This window comes from Micromonospora sp. CA-248089, from assembly GCF_050948515.1.
Lineage (GTDB): Bacteria > Actinomycetota > Actinomycetes > Mycobacteriales > Micromonosporaceae > Micromonospora.
The window spans coordinates 981,556-999,884 of the sequence record NZ_CP192016.1 but is presented as its reverse complement, the minus strand read 5'-3'; the positions used below and the strand labels follow the sequence as shown (position 1 = coordinate 999,884).

15 protein-coding genes are annotated in these 18,329 nt (G+C 73.5%); 6 read left to right on the top strand and 9 right to left on the bottom strand.

Translation table 11 applies throughout. The features are described 5' to 3' along the window. Positions 1-42: 42 nt before the first annotated feature. Positions 43-2,568: a bifunctional FO biosynthesis protein CofGH gene (locus ACQP26_RS04960; RefSeq protein ID WP_433495061.1), complete on the bottom strand. Its 2,526-nt coding sequence runs from the start codon at positions 2,566-2,568 to the stop codon at positions 43-45. Between the two features lie 144 nt (positions 2,569-2,712). Further along, positions 2,713-3,642: a hypothetical protein gene (locus ACQP26_RS04955; protein ID WP_433495060.1), complete on the bottom strand. Its 930-nt coding sequence runs from the start codon at positions 3,640-3,642 to the stop codon at positions 2,713-2,715. A gap of 99 nt (positions 3,643-3,741) precedes the next feature. On the opposite strand from ACQP26_RS04955, the gene cofD reads away from it, so the two are divergent. Together cofD and ACQP26_RS04945 are read left to right on the top strand one after the other, a co-directional pair. Continuing rightward, positions 3,742-4,689 carry a 2-phospho-L-lactate transferase gene (cofD, locus tag ACQP26_RS04950; RefSeq protein WP_269702082.1) on the top strand — a complete coding sequence of 316 codons (948 nt, stop codon included), beginning with the start codon at positions 3,742-3,744 and terminating at the stop codon, positions 4,687-4,689. After that, positions 4,686-5,771, top strand: a complete 1,086-nt coding sequence (locus ACQP26_RS04945) for a coenzyme F420-0:L-glutamate ligase (protein WP_433495059.1) — start codon at positions 4,686-4,688, stop codon at positions 5,769-5,771. Before cofD ends, ACQP26_RS04945 begins: the two co-directional genes overlap by 4 nt. A gap of 5 nt (positions 5,772-5,776) precedes the next feature. Here ACQP26_RS04945 and ACQP26_RS04940 read toward each other — a convergent pair whose 3' ends face one another. Continuing rightward, positions 5,777-6,766 carry an ArsR/SmtB family transcription factor gene (locus tag ACQP26_RS04940; RefSeq protein ID WP_433495058.1) on the bottom strand — a complete coding sequence of 330 codons (990 nt, stop codon included), beginning with the start codon at positions 6,764-6,766 and terminating at the stop codon, positions 5,777-5,779. A gap of 242 nt (positions 6,767-7,008) precedes the next feature. After that, entirely contained in the window at positions 7,009-8,052 is a 1,044-nt protein-coding gene (locus tag ACQP26_RS04935) for a hypothetical protein (protein WP_433495057.1), read from the bottom strand. Positions 8,053-8,091: 39 nt separating this feature from the next. On the opposite strand from ACQP26_RS04935, the gene ACQP26_RS04930 reads away from it, so the two are divergent. Beyond that, entirely contained in the window at positions 8,092-8,661 is a 570-nt protein-coding gene (locus ACQP26_RS04930; protein WP_433495056.1) for an NUDIX hydrolase, read from the top strand. Positions 8,662-8,722: 61 nt separating this feature from the next. Here the strand turns inward: ACQP26_RS04930 and ACQP26_RS04925 are convergent, their stop codons facing one another. Beyond that, positions 8,723-9,814 (bottom strand): mannose-1-phosphate guanylyltransferase, encoded by a 1,092-nt coding sequence (locus tag ACQP26_RS04925; protein WP_269702089.1) that lies wholly within the window; start codon positions 9,812-9,814, stop codon positions 8,723-8,725. A 64-nt stretch (positions 9,815-9,878) separates the two neighbouring features. Next, positions 9,879-11,024, bottom strand: a complete 1,146-nt coding sequence (locus ACQP26_RS04920) for a glycosyltransferase family 4 protein (protein WP_269702091.1) — start codon at positions 11,022-11,024, stop codon at positions 9,879-9,881. 150 nt (positions 11,025-11,174) lie between these two features. Here ACQP26_RS04920 and ACQP26_RS04915 point away from each other — a divergent pair, with 150 nt between their 5' ends. Next, positions 11,175-11,864, top strand: a complete 690-nt coding sequence (locus tag ACQP26_RS04915) for a TIGR03089 family protein (protein WP_433495055.1) — start codon at positions 11,175-11,177, stop codon at positions 11,862-11,864. A 77-nt stretch (positions 11,865-11,941) separates the two neighbouring features. On the opposite strand, the gene ACQP26_RS04910 is transcribed toward ACQP26_RS04915, so the two are convergent. Next, positions 11,942-13,933 (bottom strand): acetoacetate--CoA ligase, encoded by a 1,992-nt coding sequence (locus tag ACQP26_RS04910; protein ID WP_433495054.1) that lies wholly within the window; start codon positions 13,931-13,933, stop codon positions 11,942-11,944. Positions 13,934-14,121: 188 nt separating this feature from the next. After that, complete coding sequence (locus tag ACQP26_RS04905; RefSeq protein ID WP_269702096.1) at positions 14,122-14,637, bottom strand: acyl-CoA thioesterase; 516 nt, start codon at positions 14,635-14,637, stop codon at positions 14,122-14,124. A 23-nt stretch (positions 14,638-14,660) separates the two neighbouring features. On the opposite strand from ACQP26_RS04905, the gene ACQP26_RS04900 reads away from it, so the two are divergent. Beyond that, positions 14,661-15,314, top strand: a complete 654-nt coding sequence (locus ACQP26_RS04900) for a hypothetical protein (protein WP_433495053.1) — start codon at positions 14,661-14,663, stop codon at positions 15,312-15,314. A 53-nt stretch (positions 15,315-15,367) separates the two neighbouring features. Here the strand turns inward: ACQP26_RS04900 and ACQP26_RS04895 are convergent, their stop codons facing one another. Then, positions 15,368-16,531 (bottom strand): acyl-CoA dehydrogenase family protein, encoded by a 1,164-nt coding sequence (locus tag ACQP26_RS04895; protein ID WP_433495052.1) that lies wholly within the window; start codon positions 16,529-16,531, stop codon positions 15,368-15,370. A gap of 247 nt (positions 16,532-16,778) precedes the next feature. Between ACQP26_RS04895 and ACQP26_RS04890 the strand changes: the two genes are divergently transcribed. After that, positions 16,779-18,206, top strand: a complete 1,428-nt coding sequence (locus tag ACQP26_RS04890) for a UDP-glucose dehydrogenase family protein (protein ID WP_269702101.1) — start codon at positions 16,779-16,781, stop codon at positions 18,204-18,206. Positions 18,207-18,329: the final 123 nt, after the last annotated feature.

The following is an 18,329-nucleotide window of genomic DNA, read 5'->3' as shown; positions in this document are numbered from 1 at the left end:
CGGCATCGACAGGTACGGCGCGCGTCGGGGAAAGGTTCGACCTCAGGCGCGGGCGTGACCGTACGCGGTCGTCCGCTTGCGGAACGGGCGCCCGGCGGCGGTGGCGATGGCCCGCAACTGCTCCTCGGTACGGGCCGAGCCGTTGCCCGAACCGGCCATCCGGGAGATCGTCTCCTCCATCAGCGTGCCGCCCAGGTCGTTGCAGCCGCCGCGCAGCATCTCCACAGTGCCTTCGTCGCCGAGCTTCACCCAGGAGCACTGAATGTTGTCGATCCGGCCGTGCAGCAGCAGCCGGGCCATCGCGTGCACCGCCCGGTTCTCCCGCCAGGTCGGGCCCGGGCGGGCGATGCCGGCCAGGTAGATCGGGGCGTTCGTGTGCACGAACGGCAGCGCCACGAACTCGGTGAACCCGCCGGTACGGTCCTGCACGCCGGCCAGCACACGGAAGTGGGCCAGCCACTGGCCCGGGTGGTCCACGTGGCCGTACATCATCGTGGAGCTGGACCGGATGCCCAGCTCGTGGGCCGCGCTGACCACCTCGACCCAGGCGGCGGCCGGCAGCTTGCCCTTGGTGAGCACCCAGCGCACGTCGTCGTCGAGGATCTCGGCGGCGGTGCCCGGGATGGTGTCCAGCCCGGCCTCGCGGAGCTGGAGCAGCCACTCCCGGACCGGTACGCCGGCCTTCGCGGCCGCGGTGGCGATCTCCATCGGGGAGAACGCGTGCACGTGCATGCCGGGCACCCGCGCCTTGATCGCGCGGACGATGTCGGCGTAGCCGGTGACCGGCAGCTTCGGGTCGATGCCGCCCTGGAGGCAGACCTCGGTCGCGCCGGCCGTCCACGCCTCCTCGGCCCGGTCGGCCACCTGCTCGAGGGAGAGCCGGAACGCGTCGGCGTCGCTCTCCCGCTGCGCGAACGCACAGAACCGGCAGCCCACGTAGCAGACGTTCGTGAAATTGATGTTGCGGTTGACCACGTAGGTCACGTCGTCGCCGACCGCGTCCCGGCGCGCGTCGTCGGCCAGCCGGCACAGCTCGTCCAGCGCCGGGCCGTCCGCGCCGAACAGCGCCAGCGCCTTGGCCTCGTGCGCCGGCGTCAGCAGCGCGGCCGGGTCGTCAGCGGCCAGCCGCAGGCCCGCGCGCAGGTCGGCGTCCGCGCCGGCACCCAGGGGTACGCCCGCGCGCGCCTCCGGCGCCACCTTGCCGGCCACCTCGGCCCAGTCGCCGTACACGCTGTCGAAGTCGCCCCGCCGGTCGTCGGTACGGCCGGTCACGTCGATCGTGACGTGCAGGTCCGTCCGGCCGCCGTAGCCCGACTCCGGCTCCTGCCACGGCCGTCCCACCGGGCGGGCCGCCTCGACCGCGAGCCCGGTGGCCGGGTCGGCGAGCGCCGTGACGTGCGGCAGCAGGCGCGGGTCCAGCCACGGCTCGCCCGCCCGGACGTACTCCGGGTAGACGGTCAGCCGCTCGCGCAGCGTGAACCCGGCACTCGCGGTACGCGCCGCCAGCTCGTCGAGGTGCGGCCAGGGCCGCTCCGGGTTGACGTGGTCGGGCGTGACCGGGGAGACGCCGCCCCAGTCGTCGATGCCGGCGCGCAGCAGCAGGTCGTACTCGCCCGCGATGAGGTTCGGCGGGGCCTGGATGCGGGCCTTCGGGCCGAGCAGCACCCGGGCCACCGCCACGGTGGCGGCCAGGTCGTGCAGCTCCGCGTCCGGCATGCCGCGCATCGCGGTGTCCGGCTTGGCGCGGAAGTTCTGCACGATCACCTCCTGGAGGTGGCCGTACTCCCGCATCGCGCGGCGGATCGCGAAGATCGCGTCGACCCGCTCGGCCCGGTTCTCGCCGATGCCGATCAGGATGCCGGTGGTGAACGGCACCCCGACCCGGCCGGCGTCGTCGAGCACCCGCAGGCGTACCGCGGGTTCCTTGTCCGGCGAGCCGTAGTGCGGGCCGCCGGGCTCGGACCAGAGCCGGGTGGCGGTGGTTTCCAGCATCATGCCCATGCTCGGCGCGACCGGCTTGAGCCGCTGCAGCTCCGACCAGGTGAGCACGCCCGGGTTCAGGTGGGGCAGCAGGCCGGTCTCCTCCAGCACCGCCACCGCGCAGGCGCGCAGGTAGTCCAGCGTCGAGTCGTACCCCCGCTCGTCCAGCCACCGGCGGGCCGCCGGCCACCGCTCCTCGGGCCGGTCGCCGAGCGTGAACAGCGCCTCCTTGCAGCCCTGCGCGGCGCCCTCGCGGGCGATCGCCAGCACCTCGTCGCGTTCCAGGTAGGCGGCGGGCAGCCGGTGCGGCACGGTGGCGAACGTGCAGTAGTGGCAGCGGTCCCGGCAGAGCCGGGTCAGCGGGATGAAGACCTTCTTCGAGTACGTCACCACGCCCGGCCGCCCGGCGTCACGCAGCCCGGCGTCGCGGATGTCGGAGGCGATCCGGAGCAGGTCGTCGAGCATCGGCCCGCGAGCGGCGAGCAGCGCACTCGCCTCGCCGGCGTCGAGTGCCCGGCCGGTGGCGGCCCGCCCCAGCGCCCGCCGGATGCTCGCCTCGGTCGGTTCGGGGTCGCTGCGATCAACCATCCGCCCAGCCTAAGCGCTGCCGGACGGCCGGACGCCCGCCCCCGGTCGCGGTCCGGGCATCGGGACGAACCGGGTGATCCCCCGCATCAGCGGCGGGCTCCGGTGGCGGCGGGCGACGATGCTCCGTCGCCCGCCGCCCGGACCTCAGCGGGGCTGGTTCGGGTCCTCGCGGTCGAACCGCTGGGTGCGCTCGTCGTCGGCGGCGGGCGACGGCGCGCCCGGCTCGGCGGACTGGCGCGGGATCGCCTGCGTCGGGTCGGCCGACGGCGGCTGGCCGAACGGCGCGGACTGCGGCGAGCCGTACTGCGGCGCCTGCTGCGGACCGGCGTACGGCGAGCCGGCCTGCGGGTCGGCGGACGGCGGGCCGGACTGCGGGGCGTGCGGCGGCGCGGTGTTGAACGGCGGCGCCGACTGCGGCTGGCCGTACGGACCGGGCTGCTGCTGCGGCCAGCCGGGCGGGGGCGAGCCGGCCTGCGGGTAACCCTGGCCGGGCTGCTGCGGGTAGCCGCCCGCGCCGGGGTAGCCCTGACCCGGCTGCTGCGGCCAGCCGGGCTGGGGCTGGCCGTACACGCCCGGCTGCGCCTTGGGCTTCGGCACGTAGTAGAGCGTGCGCCAGATCTTGAACACCACGAACGCGGCGATCCCGAAGATCGCCAACCACGCCACGCGGGTGAGCAGACCGAGGAACGCGTCCAGCACCTCACCGTCGGCGAGCCGGCCGACCAGCCAGATCAGGAACGTCAGCGCGCCGAACACGACGGAGACGGCGTACTCGACGAGCGCCACCTGCGTGATCAGCTTGGCCTTCGGCACGACCGGGAGGATCACGGTGGCGATCAGGACGGCGAGCAGCGGCAGGACCGTCGCCTCCAGGCCGATGAAGGCGAAGTACGTACTCCCGGCGCGGCTGCTGAACGTGCTGTAGTCGACCGGCACCAGCAGGCGCAGCAGGCCGACGAAGAGAAGCACGGCGTTGGCGCCGAGAAGGACGAGCGCGGCCAGTTCGCGCAACGGCTTGATCAACTGGCTGGCCTGCGCGGCGTCGCCGGACGCGGGCTCGGCGGGGCTGGTCACGGACTCCCCCAGGGGACGAAAGCGGACAGTTGCCGAAGTGAGCGTAGTCTCTCCGGCCACCGGACGATCGACGGCGGCGCGTGCGCAAGGATGGACGTCATGCGCATCGTGGTACTGACCGGCGGCATCGGGGGCGCCCGTTTCCTGCTCGGCGTGCGGGCGTACGCCCGTGAGGTGGGCGCCGAGGTGACCGCCGTGGTCAACGTCGGCGACGATCTGCTGCTGCACGGGCTGAAGGTCTGCCCCGATCTGGACAGCGTGCTCTACACGCTCGGCGGCGGCGCCGACCCGGAGCGGGGCTGGGGCCGGGCGGGCGAAACCTGGACGGTGAAGAACGAGCTGGCCGCGTACGGCGCGGAGCCGAGCTGGTTCGGCCTCGGCGACAAGGACGTCGCCACCCACCTGGTGCGCACCCAGATGATCAACGCCGGCTACCCGTTGTCCCAGGTCACCGAGGCGCTGGCGGCGCGCTGGCAGCCGGGCGTACGGCTGCTGCCCGCCACCGACGACCGCCTGGAGACGCACGCCGTCGTCACCGACGACCAGGGCCGCCGGGCGATCCACTTCCAGGAGTGGTGGGTGCGCCATCGGGCCGCCGTACCCACCGACCGGTTCGTCTTCGTCGGCGCCGACACGGCGAAGCCCGCGCCGGGCGTGGTCGAGGCGATCGCCGCCGCGGACGTGGTGCTGATCGCGCCGAGCAACCCGGTGGTGAGCATCGCGCCGGTGCTGGCGGTGCCCGGTCTGCGCGACGCGGTGACCGGCGGGCCGGCCCCGGTGATCGGGGTGTCGCCGATCATCGGCGGCGCGCCGGTACGCGGCATGGCCGACCGCTGCCTCGCCGTGCTCGGCGTGGAGTGCAGCGCGGCCGGCGTGGGCGGCCTCTACGGCGCCCGGTCGGCGGGCGGGCTGCTCGACGGCTGGCTGGTCGCGCCGGAGGACGAGGACGCCGTGGTGCCGGACGTGACCGTCCGCGCCGCGCCGCTGCGGATGACCGACGAGGCGGCGACCGCCGCGATGGTGCGCGCCGCGCTGGAGTTGATGTGAGGCTGGAGATCCTGCCGGTGCCGGGCATCGGCGACGTGACCGAGGGCGACGACCTGGCGGCGCTGATCACCGGTGCGGCGCCCTGGCTGCGCGACCACGACGTCCTGGTGGTCACCAGCAAGATCGTGTCGAAGGCGGAGGGCCGGCTCGTCGACGTGCCGGCCGACGGCCCGGAACGGCTCGCCGAGCGGGACCGCATCCTGGCCGGCGAGACCGCCCGGGTGGTGGCGACGCGGGGCGCGACCCGGATCGTGCAGACCCACCACGGGTTCGTGATGGCCACCGCCGGCATCGACGCCTCGAACGTGGACAAGACCCGCCTGGTGCTGCTGCCCGTCGACCCGGACGCGTCCGCCCGGGCGCTGCGCGACGCGCTGCGCGACAGGTACGGCCTCGATGTGGCGGTGATCGTCAGCGACACCATGGGCCGCCCATGGCGCAACGGGCTGACCGACGTGGCGCTCGGGGTGGCCGGCATGCCGGCGATCCGGGACCACCGGGGCGAGGTCGACCCGTACGGCAACGAACTGTTCGTCACCCAGATGGCGGTGGTCGACGAACTCGCCGCCGCCGGTGAGCTGATCAAGGGCAAGTGCGACCAGGTACCGGTCGCGGTGGTCCGGGGTTACCTCGCCGCGACCCGGGACGACGACGAGGGCGCCCGCGCGCTCGTCCGCGACGCCTCGATGGACCTGTTCTCGCTCGGCACGGCCGAGGCGCGCGCCGCCGGTCTGCGGGCGGCGGCGACGCTCGCGGACCGGATCGGCCCCGAGCCCGCCGACCCGGACGCGGTGCGGCGGGCGATCGACGCGGTGGCCGACGTGGTCGCGCCCGGCACGGTCTTCACCCACGTGACCGACGACGAGGTACGTGCCGGACTCGCCGCCACGGTGCCCGGCTGGCCCACCTCGGCCACCGGCCTGCTGCTCGGCGCGGCGCCCGCCCCTGTCGACCCGGCGGATCTGGTCCGGTTCGGCGCGGACCTGCAACGTCTGCGCGCCGCGCTGGCCGCCGAGGGCGTCGACTCGACGTTGCTCCCGCCCCCGTCCGGCAGCACCGCGAGCGCCACGCTGGCGCTCTGAGACGGTCAGGCGTCGAGGACGGCCCGGCCCAGCGGGGTGAGCGTGTGCAGGACGGTGTTGCGGTCGCGCCGGCTGACCAGCAGCCCCGCGTTGCGCAGCACAGTGGTGTGCTGGCTGGCCGCGGCGGCGGAGATGCGCAGCCGGCGTGCCATCTCGCCGGTGGTGCAGCCCTCGTCGGCGGCCTGGAGCACCCGGGAGCGGGTCCGGCCGAGCAGGGCGGCGAGCGCCTCGCCCTGCGGTGACGCGGCGGTGCCGGACGCGGGCGTCAGACCGGCCAGCCGGTCGACCGGGTAGACCAGCACCGGGGGCAGCGTCGGGTCGACCAGCGCCACCGGGGTACGCGAGCAGAAGAACGACGGCACGAGCAGCAGCCCGCGGCCGTCCAGGTGCAGCTCCCGGGTGTCCGGGTAGTCGAGCACCTCCAGCACGCCCGAGACCCAGCGCATGTTCGGCCGCAGGCTCGCCAGCAGCCCCTCGGCGCCGCCGTCGAGCATGGCGCGCGCACGCCGGGCCCGGTCCGCCTCGACCGCCGCCTGCACGCGGGACCAGTACGGCGTGACCGCCAGCGACTGGTAGCGCGCCATGGCGTCGGTGAGGTGGTGCAGCGTCTCCGGTTCGCCACGGGCGAGCGCGGTGGCCGACGACGGCAGCGTGGTCTCCCCGGCGAGGAGCGTCAGGTCGCGCTGCAACATGTCCACAGGGGTGCCCCGGACCGCGTCCAGCCCGGCCTCGAAGCCCTCCCGGCTGGCGGACGGGGTGAGGAAGTCGGGGAAGTAGCCACGCGGCGGGTTGAGCGCGAGCAGCAGGCGGTACTGCTCGGCGTCGGTGTCGGTCCGCAGGCCGTGCGCCACCGTGCGTCGCCACGTGGTCATCATCGGGTCACGGCTGCGCCCCTGGAGCAGGTGCAGGCTGAGGACCAGTTCCCAGAGCGGGTCCGCGGCCGGGGCGACCCGGGTCCGCAGGACGTCCTCGCCCGAGAAAATGATCTTCAACATGGATTGCTCCCGTGCGGACGGCGGGGGTGCCCGCCACACTTCGCACTGTACCCGCCGGTACTAATCTCCATCTTTAAGCGTCAGGTGAAAAACCTCGACGCCGGGCACGCCCGTTCGGCAAACTCTCTGTTGCCTGCCGACGCCGGGGCGCAACGATGACCCGGACGCCGGCTGACGGGCGTGGCCGGGTGGCACCACGAGGGTCTGCGACATCAGTCGCAGGGGTGCCGCCCGGCCCTCGCTCATCCGATCCAGAGTGCCACCCGGTGGTCCTCGTCGGTGACGTAGTAGCAGCGTCCCGCCAGCTCGGCCAGCCCCTCCACGTGGTGGAACGGCGCCAGCTCCGCGACCACCTCCCCGGTCAACAGGGCGTCCCCGCCCGCGTCGTGCCGGAACCGCACGTGCCGGGAGGTCACCTCGCCGCCGTGCGGGTGGTCGTCCAGCAGCACCGAACCCTTGCCGAGCGCGTCGATCGACCCGGTCACCGCCGCGTAGCCGCCGTCGCCGGTCGGGGTGATCGCGCGGAAACCGGTGAGCGCACCGGGCGGCGTCACCCCGGTCAGCGCGTACGCCCCGAGCGCACGCAGGTCACCCGACCGCTCCGGGTCGCCGAACATCTCCGGTACGCCGGCCAGCTCGACGTAGACCGGCTCCCCCTCGGCGGTCACCGGGAAACGCAGCCCGAGCAGCGCCGTACCGTCCGCGGTGAACGCCGCCGCCTCGACGTTGATCGGCAGGTCGTCGGCGGCGAGCCGGGTCACCCAGCTCTTGGCACGAGCGGTGCCCCGGGCCAGCGTCTCCACGATGAACCGCTCCCGGACCCGCTCACCCGGTGGCAGCAGCGTCAGCGGCGCGGAGGCGAGCGCGTCGTTCACCGCCCGGTGCAGCCGGAAACGGTTGCGCACCACCCGCACCGGCAGCGGCCCGGCCACGGCGTCGTCCTCCCGGAACCGGGCCACGAACGCGCGCCGGGGCCGCAGCGGGCCGCCCTTGGACCCGAAGTGCGAGCCGAAGACGTACACCCAGCCGTCGTGGTGGGCGAGCGCCTCGCCGTCCTCCGTGCGGCCGTTCTCCGGGCCGGCGTCGGCGGCCACGTGGTGCGCCTCCCAGTGGCCGTCGTCGCGCTCCAGCAGCAGCGCCAGGCACTCCTCGACCGGCCCCTCGTCCAGCACCGTCCAGAAGCCGCGGCGCGCACCGTGCGCCCGCAGCAGCGCGGCCGACCGCACCGGCAGGAGGTCGCTCGCCTCGTTGCCGGCCACCAGGAACTCGACGAGTCGCAGGGTCACCGCGCCAGGGTACGGAGGCGGCGCTCGTAGAGTGTCCGGGTGCCCGATCTCATCTCGTACAGCGAGCTGCACGCCGACGCCGTCGCGACGCTGAGCCGCTGGGCGGCGACCAGCCCCGCCGCCGACGCCGCCCGGGACCGGACCCTGGCGCTGCTGGCCGACGGGCCGGTGGCGATGAGCCGGACGCACCGGGCCGGGCACGTCACCGCGAGCGCGCTGGTGCTCGACCCGGACGGCCGGGTGCTGCTCTGCCTGCACGGCAAGATCCGCAGGTGGATGCAGCTCGGCGGGCACTGCGAGCCCGGCGACCGGACGCTCGTGGGCACCGCGCTGCGCGAGGCCACCGAGGAGTCCGGCATCAGCGGCCTGACCATCGAGCCGGAGCCGATCGACGTGGACATCCATCAGGTCGCCTGTCAGGGCGGCTCGTTCCACTACGACGTCCGGTACACCGTGCTGGCCCCGGCCGGTGCGGTCGAGCAGGTCAGCGCGGAGTCCGAGGCGCTCGGCTGGTTCCCGCCGGACCGGCTGCCCGAGCCGCTCGCCCACGCCACGGCGCAGCTCGTGCCCCCGGCGCTCGCGGCGCTGGCCCGCCGTACGCGCGGCTGAACGAGGGCACCGCGCCGCGCCGCCGGGCGTGTCCCGCTCCGGCGGCCTGGCGCGCGGCCGATCAGACCAGGCCCTCCTCGCCGCGTTCCTTCAGCTCGTCCACGATCTTCTTCACGTCCTGCGCGCGGTCGCGCGGGCAGACCAGCAGCGCGTCCGGGGTGTCCACGACGATCAGGTCGTGCACCCCGACGGTGGCGACGAGCCGGCCCGAGTGCGGCACCACCACGGTGCCCGTGGTGTCGTGCAGCAGCACGCCCGGTTTCGCGTCCCCGCCCAGCACCACGTTGCCGGCGCCGTCGGCGGGCAGCACCTCGCCGAGCGTGTGGAAGTCGCCGACGTCGTTCCAGCCGAAGTCGCCGGGCACGGTGCCCACCCGGCCCGCCGTCGCCGCGCCCTCCATCACCGCGTAGTCGACCGAGATCCGGGGCAGCGTCGGCCAGATCCGGCCGAGCACGTCGTCCTGCTCCGGCGTCCCCCAGGCCGCCGCGATGGCGGTGATCCCGGCGTGCAGCTCCGGCTGCTGGCGGGCCAGCTCGGCCAGGAAGACGTCCACCCGCCAGACGAACATGCTGGCGTTCCAGAGGTGCCGGCCGGAACGGACGTAGACCTCGGCCACCTCGGCGGCCGGCTTCTCCTTGAACTCGTGTACCGGGCGCAGCGGACCGTCCCCCACCGGGTCGCCGGTCTCCAGGTAGCCGTAGCCGGTCTCCGGGCGCGTCGGGGTGATGCCCACAGTCATCAGCAGCCCCTGCTCCGCGCCCCGGATCGCCTGGCGTACCACCTCGGCCAGCCGGGCCGGGTCGCCGATCAGGTGGTCGGCGGCGAACGAGCCCATCACCGCGTCCGGGGTCCGGGCGGCGATCACCGCCGCGGCCAGCGCGATCGCGGCACAGGAGTCCCGCGGCGACGGCTCGACAAGGATGTTCTCCTCCGGCAGGCCGGCCAGTTGCCGAGCCACCGCCGCGGCGTGCGCGGCCCCGGTGACCACGAGCGTGCGCTCCGGAGTGGTCAACGGCGACAACCGGTCGACAGTGGCCTGCAACAGCGAGGCCGGGGTACCGGTCAGCGGGTGGAGGAACTTGGGGTGGCCGGCACGGGACAACGGCCACAACCTCGTGCCGCTGCCGCCCGCCGGGATGACGGCGTAGAACATCAGCACATCATGCCCGAAGCGGGCGAGCCGTCACGGTCGGTCGCCCGGGACCGGCAACCGGCGCTCAGGAGCGCGCCCGTCGCCACGCCGCGATGTGGACCTCCGCGCTGGACTCCCAGGTGAACTCCTTGGCCCTGTCGAAACCGGCCTTGGCCAGGGACAGCCGCCGCTGCTCGTCGTCCAGCAGGGCGGCCAGGTCGGTGGCGATCTGGTCCGGGTCCTCGCTGGTGTACGCGACCGCGTCGCCGCCCACCTCGGGCAGGGACAGGCGCGGCGTGGTGAGCACCGGGGCGGCGCACGCCATCGCCTCCAGGATCGGCAGACCGAAGCCCTCGCCGTAGGAGGGGTAGGCGGCCACCAGCGCGCCACCGAGGAAGCCGGGCAGGTCGGCGTAGCGAAGGTAACCCGGGCGCAGCAGCCGCAGGTGCGACGGGACCTCGGCCACCGCGCGGTCGATGTCGTCGTCGTGCCCCTGGCCACCGGCCACCACCAGCGCGGGCGGGTTCGGCCGGTCGGCCACCGCCCGGGCCCAGCCGCGGATCAGGTTGGGTACGTTCTTGCGCGGCTCCTTGGCCCCGAGGAACGCGATGTAGCTGCCGTCGCCGAGCCCCAGGCGGGCCCGGACGCGGGCCTTCTCCTCGTCGCCCGGCGCGTGGAACGCGTCCTGGTCGACACCGTGGTAGGCGACGTCGATCCGGGTCGGGTCGGCGTCCAGCAGCCGGATCAGCTCGTCGCGGGTCGCCTTGCTCGGCACGATCACCCGGCCGGCCCGGCGCAGGGACGTCTTGATCGCGCTGCGGAAGAACGTCCGGCGCGACTTGTCGTAGTGCTCCGGCTCGGTGAAGAAGGTCGCGTCGTGCACGGTGACCGTCACCGGGCACCCGGCGCGCAGCGGGCACGTGTAGAACGGCGAGTGCAGCACCTCGGCGCCGACCTGCTGGGCGAGCAGCGGCAGGCCGGTCTGCTCCCAGGCCAGCCGCGCCGGCCGGTGCGCCACCGCCGCCGGGGCGGGGATCACCTCGGCACCGGGCAGCATCCGGTTGTAGCGCTCCAGGTCGGTGCGGAGACTCACCACGGCCAGGTCGACGCCGGTGCCGCAGACCCGGCCCAGCGCGCCGAGCAGTCCGTCGACGTATCTACCGACGCCGCCACGGTCGGCGGGGACACTCGTGGCGTCGATGAGAACGCGGGGCGGGCGACCGGCGGTCACAGGGCGACTCCTCAGGTGGCGCAGTTGTGGGGAAGAACACTCTCGCCAAGCCTACGCCGGGCCGGGCGCAAGGTGCTGACCGCGACCCGACGGTACGCCGACTTGTCGTTGTCATCGAGTACGCACGGGGGGCGCGTATCGTTCGCGCCGATGGCCGACAACATTGCCCGGGTGTTCGCCGACGCGATCGCGCCCGACCTCACCCGACCGCTGCTGACCTGGTACGACGACGCCACCGGCGAGCGCACCGAACTGTCCGGGGCGACGCTCGCGAACTGGGTGGCGAAGACCGCCAACCTGCTCACCGACGAGGTGGGCGCCGCGCCCGGCGACGCGGCCGGGGTGCTGCTGCCGCCGCACTGGCAGACCGCCGCCGTGCTGCTCGGCTGCTGGTCGGCGAAACTGACTGTGGTCGACTCGCCGGGCCCGGTGGAGGCGCTGTTCGTCGCAGTCGACCGGGTCGACGAGGCGGCCGGGTGGCCGGCCGGCGAGCGGTACGCGCTGGCGCTCGACCCGTTCGCGCTGCCGATGCGGCAGGCGCCGGCGGGCTGCACCGACTTCGTCACCGCGGTACGCGGACACGGCGACCACTTCACGCCGGACCCGGCGGCCGGCGAGACCGACGCGGCACTGCTGGCCCGGGCCCAGGCTCGCGCCACCGAGCTGGGCCTGGTTCAGGGCGACCGCCTCCTGGTCGACGTGACCACTCACCCCGACCCGGTCGAGTGGCTGCTCACCCCGCTGATCGTGGGCGCCAGCGTGGTGGCCTGCGCCCACCCCGACCCGACCCGCCTGGCCGCCCGCGCCGAAACCGAGAAGACCACCCACACCCTGCCCTGAGCTCACCTCGTTGATCTTGCAGTTTCGGCCCTGAGCGCGGGGGATTCGCCCCTTTCGCCGGGGCAGAGAGTGCAAGATCAGCGAGGTGAGGCGGGGCTGGCGGTGGTGGCCCGGCGCTGGGCCAGGGCGGCGAACGCCGTCAGGGACTCGGGGTTGGCCAGGGCGCCCTTGGCCGCCGCGCTGTCCACAGGGGTGCCCGTCAGGATCTTCTTGACCGGCACCTCCAGCTTCTTCGCGCTCAGCGTGCGGGGCACCGCCCGGACCTGGTGGATCTCGTCCGGCACGTGCCGGGGCGACAGGGCGGTACGCAGCTCCCGGCAGATCTTCCGGCGCATCTCGTCGTCGAGTTCCAGGCCCTCGGCGAGCACCACGAACAGCAGCAGCTCACCCGCGCCGCCCTCGTCGTCCTCCAGGTGCACGACCACCGAGTCGACCACCTCGTCCAGCCCCTCGACCACCGAGTAGAACTCGGCGGTGCCGAGCCGCACCCCGCCCCGGTTGAGCGTGGCGTCGGACCGGCCGGTGATCACGCACCCGCCGCGCTCGTTCACGGTGATCCAGTCACCGTGCCGCCACACGCCGGGATAGACCTCGAAGTACGCCTCCCGGTAGCGGGCGCCGTCCGGGTCGTTCCAGAACCCGACCGGCATGCTCGGCATCGGCTCGGTGATCACCAGTTCGCCGAGCTGCCCGATCACCGCGCTGCCGTCGGCGGAGCGGGCCTCCACCTTTGCGCCCAGCGCCCGGCAGGCGATCTCCCCCGCGTACACCGGCAGCAGCGGCACGCCGCCGACGAACCCGGTGCACACGTCCGTGCCGCCGGACAGCGACTGGAGCTGGAGGCGGTCGCTCACGTTCTCGTACACCCAGGTGAAGCCCTCGGCCGGCAGCGGCGCGCCGGTCGAGCCCAGGCCGCGCACCGCGGACAGGTCGGCGACCTCGCGCGGCACCAGCCCGGCCTTGCGGCAGGCCAGCAGGAACGGCGCGGACGTGCCGAAGTACGTGGTGCCGGTGTCAGCGGCCAGCCGCCACAGCGCGCCCAGGTCGGGGTGGCCCGGGTTGCCGTCGAACAGCACGATCGCCGCGCCCACCGCCGGGCCGGAGACCAGGAAGTTCCACATCATCCAGCCGGTCGTGGTGAACCACAGGAACCGGTCGGACGGGCCCAGGTCGTGGTGCAGCGCCAGCATCTTGAGGTGTTCGAGCAGGATGCCGCCGTGCCCGTGCACGATCGGCTTGGGCAGGCCGGTGGTGCCGGAGGAGTAGAGCACGTAGAGCGGGTGGTCGAACGCCACCGGCGTGAACGTCAACGGCTCGTCCGTCGGCGCCGCCAGCTCCGCCCACGGCAGCGCGCCGTCGGGGGCCGGGCCGTCCGGATCGAGGTACGCGACGGCGACGGTGTGCCGCAGCGACGGCAGCGCGGCCCCGATCGCGGCCACCTCGGCGCGCCTGTCGACCGGCTTGTCGCCGTACCGGTAGCCGTCCACGGCGACCAGGACCGTGGGTTCGATCTGCTGCCAGCGGTCGGTGACGCTGCGGGTGCCGAACTCGGGTGCGCAGGAGGAGAAGATCGCGCCGAGGCTGGCGGTGGCGAGCAGCAGGACGTACGTCTCCGGGATGTTCGGCGCGTACGCGGCCACCCGGTCGCCCGGACCCACGCCGAGGCGGCGCAGCCCGGCGGCCACCCGGCGGACCTGCTCGCGCAGTTCGGCAGCGGTGAGCGTCTCGGGCGCGCGGGTCTGACCGTGTGCGATCACCGCCGGGTCGTCGTCGCCCAGCCCCGGCATGCGCAGCACGTTCTCGGCGTAGTTGAGCGTCGCGCCGGGGAACCAGCGGGTGCCCGGCATGGCCCGGTCGGTGAGGGTGGCCGTCGGCGGGGTGTGCGCGACGACGTCGAACCAGTCCCAGATCGAACGCCAGAACGCGTCCAGGTCGGTCACCGACCACTGCCACAGCGCGTCGTAGTCGGCGAACTCCAGCCCGCGGTGCTCGGCCAGCCAGCGCAGGTAGTCACCGATCCGGGACCGCTCCCGCACGTCCGCCGGCGGCGTCCACAGCACGTCAGCCACTGATCCACCCTCCCCTGGGCCCGCCACGACGGTGTGCCGGAGCCGTGGCGCCATCTTGCCCTACCTCGTGCCGCCATTGTCCGCGCCCGGTACGCCGTACGGGGCGTGCCCCACCCACACCCCGCACCCCCACCCCATGTGGGCCGGGTGCAAGGAAGGGCCCCCGGTTACGGGCCCTTCCTTACACCTCAGCCGGCGCGGTGAGCCTGGATCGCGCGGCGCCGGGCCAGCCGGTGCGCGCGCCGGATCTCGGCCTCCCGGAAGCGGCGCTCGTCCTCCGGCGACTCGGGCAGCACCGGCCGGACCGGGCGGGGCGAGCCACCCACGTCGACGCCGACGAAGACCAGGTACGCAGTGGCGACCCGCACCGGCTCCTCCTCGGCCGAGTCCCAGCGCTCGGCGACCACCTTCACCCCGACCTCCATCGAGGTCTGGCCGGTCCAGTTGATCTGGGCGTGCGCGTGCACGAGGTCGCCCACCCGGACCGGCTCGGAGAAGACGATCTCGTCGATGGACGCGGTCACCGCGGTGCCGCCGCTGTGCCGTGCCGCCGCCGCTCCGGCAACGTCGTCCACGAATTTCATCAGTACCCCACCGTGCACGGTCCCGTACAGATTGACATCGACCGCGGTCATGATGCGACTGAGCGTGACGCGGGAGTACGAGGTCGGCTTACCCGGCGGGACCGCGGGATGATCTGTCATGCCGAAAACGGTACGGTGCGCGGATGCGACATCTCTGGAGCTTCCTCGCCGGGTTGGCGGTGGCGCCCGTCACCTGGGTGCTCGTCACGCTCGGTCAGGACGGATCTGAGCGGACCGTCGACCGCTGGGTGGAGATCGGGACGTACAGCACACCGAACCTGATCGAGCCGGCCGTCTATCTGGGCGTCGCCGGCATCCTGCTCGGCCTGCTCGGCACGTTGCGCTTCTCGCCGTTCGGCCCGCTGGTGGCCGGCCTGTTGCTCGCGGTCCCGTACCTCGGGCTGTTCGTCGCGCCGTTCAGCGTGCGGGACCGGGTGCCGGACGACCTGAAGCTGCTCGGTGACCCGCTGCCGCTGCGCGACCCGCTGGACAACGGCACGCTGTTCCTCATCGGCGTGCTGCTGCTGATGGCGGTGTTCAGCACGAGCCGCTGGCGGCGTCCCGCCACACCCCCGACGGCCGAGGCGGAGCTGACCCCGGCCGTCGCGCCGGTGGAGCACAAGCCGGCGCTCACCGACTGGCCCCCGGCACCGTCGAAGGACCCGGACACGCCTCCGCTCACGCTGGCGTACCCCGAGAGCCCGACCGAACCCCTGCCCCGCCGCACCGGCGGCGAGTCGCCGTGGTCCGCGCCCCCGCGCGGCGCGGGCCGGCCGGAGGGCACCGAGAGCCGTTGACGAGCGCGGGCGGGCCGGTACGCAACCGGCCCGCCCGCCCGAACGTCCTGCGGTCAGCCCTTGAGCAGCTGGCGCGCCATGACGATGCGCTGGACCTGGTTGGTGCCCTCGTAGATCTGGGTGATCTTGGCGTCCCGCATCATCCGCTCGACCGGGTAGTCGCGGGTGTAGCCGTAGCCGCCGAGCAACTGGACCGCGTCGGTGGTGATCTCCATGGCGGCGTCCGAGGCATAGCACTTCGCGGCCGCGCCGAAGTAGGTCAGGTCGGCGTCGCCACGCTCGGACTTGCCGGCGGCCGCGTACGTGAGCTGCCGCGCCGCCTCCAGCTTCATGCCCATGTCGGCGAGCATGAACTGGATGCCCTGGAAGTCGGCGACCGGCTTGCCGAACTGCTTGCGCTCCTGGACGTAGCCCTTGGCGTAGTCCAGCGCGCCCTGCGCGATGCCGACCGCCTGGGCGGCGATGGTGACGCGGGTGTGGTCCAGCGTCTTCATCGCGGTGGCGAACCCGGTGCCCTCGGCGCCGATCATGCGGTCGGCCGGGATCCGGACGTTGTCGAAGTAGACCTCGCGGGTGGGTGAGCCCTTGATGCCGAGCTTCTTCTCCGGTGCGCCGAAGCTGACGCCCTGGTCGGACTTCTCCACCACGAACGCGGAGATGCCCTTCGACCGGGCTGTGGGATCAGTCACGGCGAAGACGGTGTAGTACTCGGACACGCCCGCGTTGGTGATCCACCGCTTCACGCCGTTGAGCACCCAGTGGTCTCCGTCACGTACGGCCTTGGTGGTCATCGAGGCGGCGTCGCTGCCCGCCTCCGGCTCGGAGAGGCAGTAGGAGAACATGCCCTCCCCGGCCGCGACCGGCGTGAGGTACTTGCGCTTCAGCTCCTCGGAGCCGGCCAGCAGCAGCGGCATGGTGCCCAGCTTGTTCACCGCCGGGATCAGCGAGGAGGACGCGCAGGCCCGGGCCACCTCCTCGATCACGATGGCCGTGGCCAGCGCATCCGCGCCGGCGCCGCCGTACTCGACCGGGATGTGCGGGGCGTGGAAGTCGGCCGCCCGCAGGGCCTCGTACGACGCCTTGGGGAACTCACCTGTCTCGTCCGCCTCGGCCGCGTGCGGAGCCACTTTGGCCGCACAGACCTCACGGACCGCCTCCCGGATCGCCTCGTGCTCCTCCGGCAACCGGTAGACGTCGAACGACTGCTCTGCGGCCATGTCGGCCCTCCCCTTTCACCGCTATCATGCGCAGTCTGTGCCGCCCGGGGGCCGACGACTGCCGCAAACTGAAGGATAGCCACCGGCCCCGGCCGAACCTTACCGGCGGGTAGGCTCGCGCCCGAGCCTCGCCCGCCCGAGCCCACTACCCTCACAGCAGACATCCAGTTCCCTCGGTGCCCGGCCTCGGCGCCCCAGCAGAATGCGACGCGTGGAAGCGCCGCCAGTGCGAGCGGAGAAGACAGGCGTGACGATTCCGTACCCGAACACCCAGCCGATGCCCGCCATCGCCGCGGTGACCCCGCCGTCCGGCGCCGCCCGCCCGAGGGTGACCTTCCTCGGCACCGGCTACCTCGGTGCGACCTACGCCATCTGCTACGCGGAGCTGGGCTACGAGGTGCTCGGCTTCGACGTGGACGCGGACAAGATCGCGAAGCTGAACGCCGGCGAGGTGCCGATCCACGAGCCCGGCCTCGACGAGCTGCTGCGACGCAACCTGGCCGCCGGCCGGCTGCGGTTCAGCACCGACATCCAGGAGACCGCCGACTTCGGCGACGTCCACTTCATCTGCGTCGGCACGCCGCAGCGGGCCGACGGCATGGGCGCCGACCTGTCGTACGTCGAGGCGTCGGTGACCAGCCTCGCCCAGCACCTGACCCGCAAGGCGCTGATCGTCGGCAAGTCCACCGTGCCGGTGGGCACCGCCGAGTGGGTGGAGCAGCTCGTCGGCAAGCACACCCCGGCCGACCTCGGCGTCGAGGTGGCGTGGAGCCCCGAGTTCCTCCAGGAGGGCTTCGCCGTCGACGACGTGCTGCGTCCGAACCGGATCGTGGTCGGCGTCAAGAGCGAGTGGGCCAACGGCATGCTGTTCGCCGCCCACAAGGGCGTCTTCGACCTGGCCGCCACCGAGGACCGCGAGGTGCCGCTGGTGGTCACCGACTTCGCGACCGCCGAGCTGGTCAAGGTGGCCGCGAACGCGTTCCTCGCCACCAAGATCTCCTTCATCAACGCGATGGCCGAGGTCTGCGAGGCGGCCGGGGGCGACGTCACCCAGCTCGCCCGCTCGATCGGCTACGACCCGCGTATCGGCAACCGCTTCCTCCAGGCCGGGCTCGGATTCGGCGGCGCCTGCCTGCCCAAGGACATCCGCGCCTTCCAGGCCCGCGCACAGGAGCTGGGCGCCGGTGAGGCGCTGCGCTTCCTGCACGAGGTCGACCTGATCAACCAGCGCCGCCGCAGCCGCGTCGTGCAGCTCGCCGCCGAGCTGCTCGGCCGCCGATCCGGCCCGGCCGGGCCGGACCTGTCCGGCACCCGGGTCGCGGTGCTCGGCGCCACGTTCAAACCCAACACCGATGACGTACGCGACGCGCCGGCTCTCGCGGTCGCCTCGCTGCTCGGCAAGGCCGGCGCCGACGTGCACGTGTTCGACCCGCAGGGCATCGAGAACGCGCGCCGGGCGGTGCCCGAGCTGACGTACGAGGAGAGCATGAACGACGCCGTGCGCGGCGCCGACCTGGTCTGCGTGCTCACCGAGTGGGCCGAGTTCCGCAACGCCGACCCGGTCGCCCTGGGCGAGCTGGCCAACGGTCGCAAGGTGGTCGACGGGCGCAACTGCCTCGACTCCACATTGTGGACGCAGGCCGGCTGGGAGTACCGCGGGATGGGCCGCCCCTGATCCGCTGACCGTACGGACCGGCCGCTGGGGAACGTCTCCCGGCGGCCGGTCCGTTTTTGTTGTCCGGAACGCGGCGGCAACTGTCGAAATCCCGGCCCACTCAAGGCATGCTGCCTCTGGGAG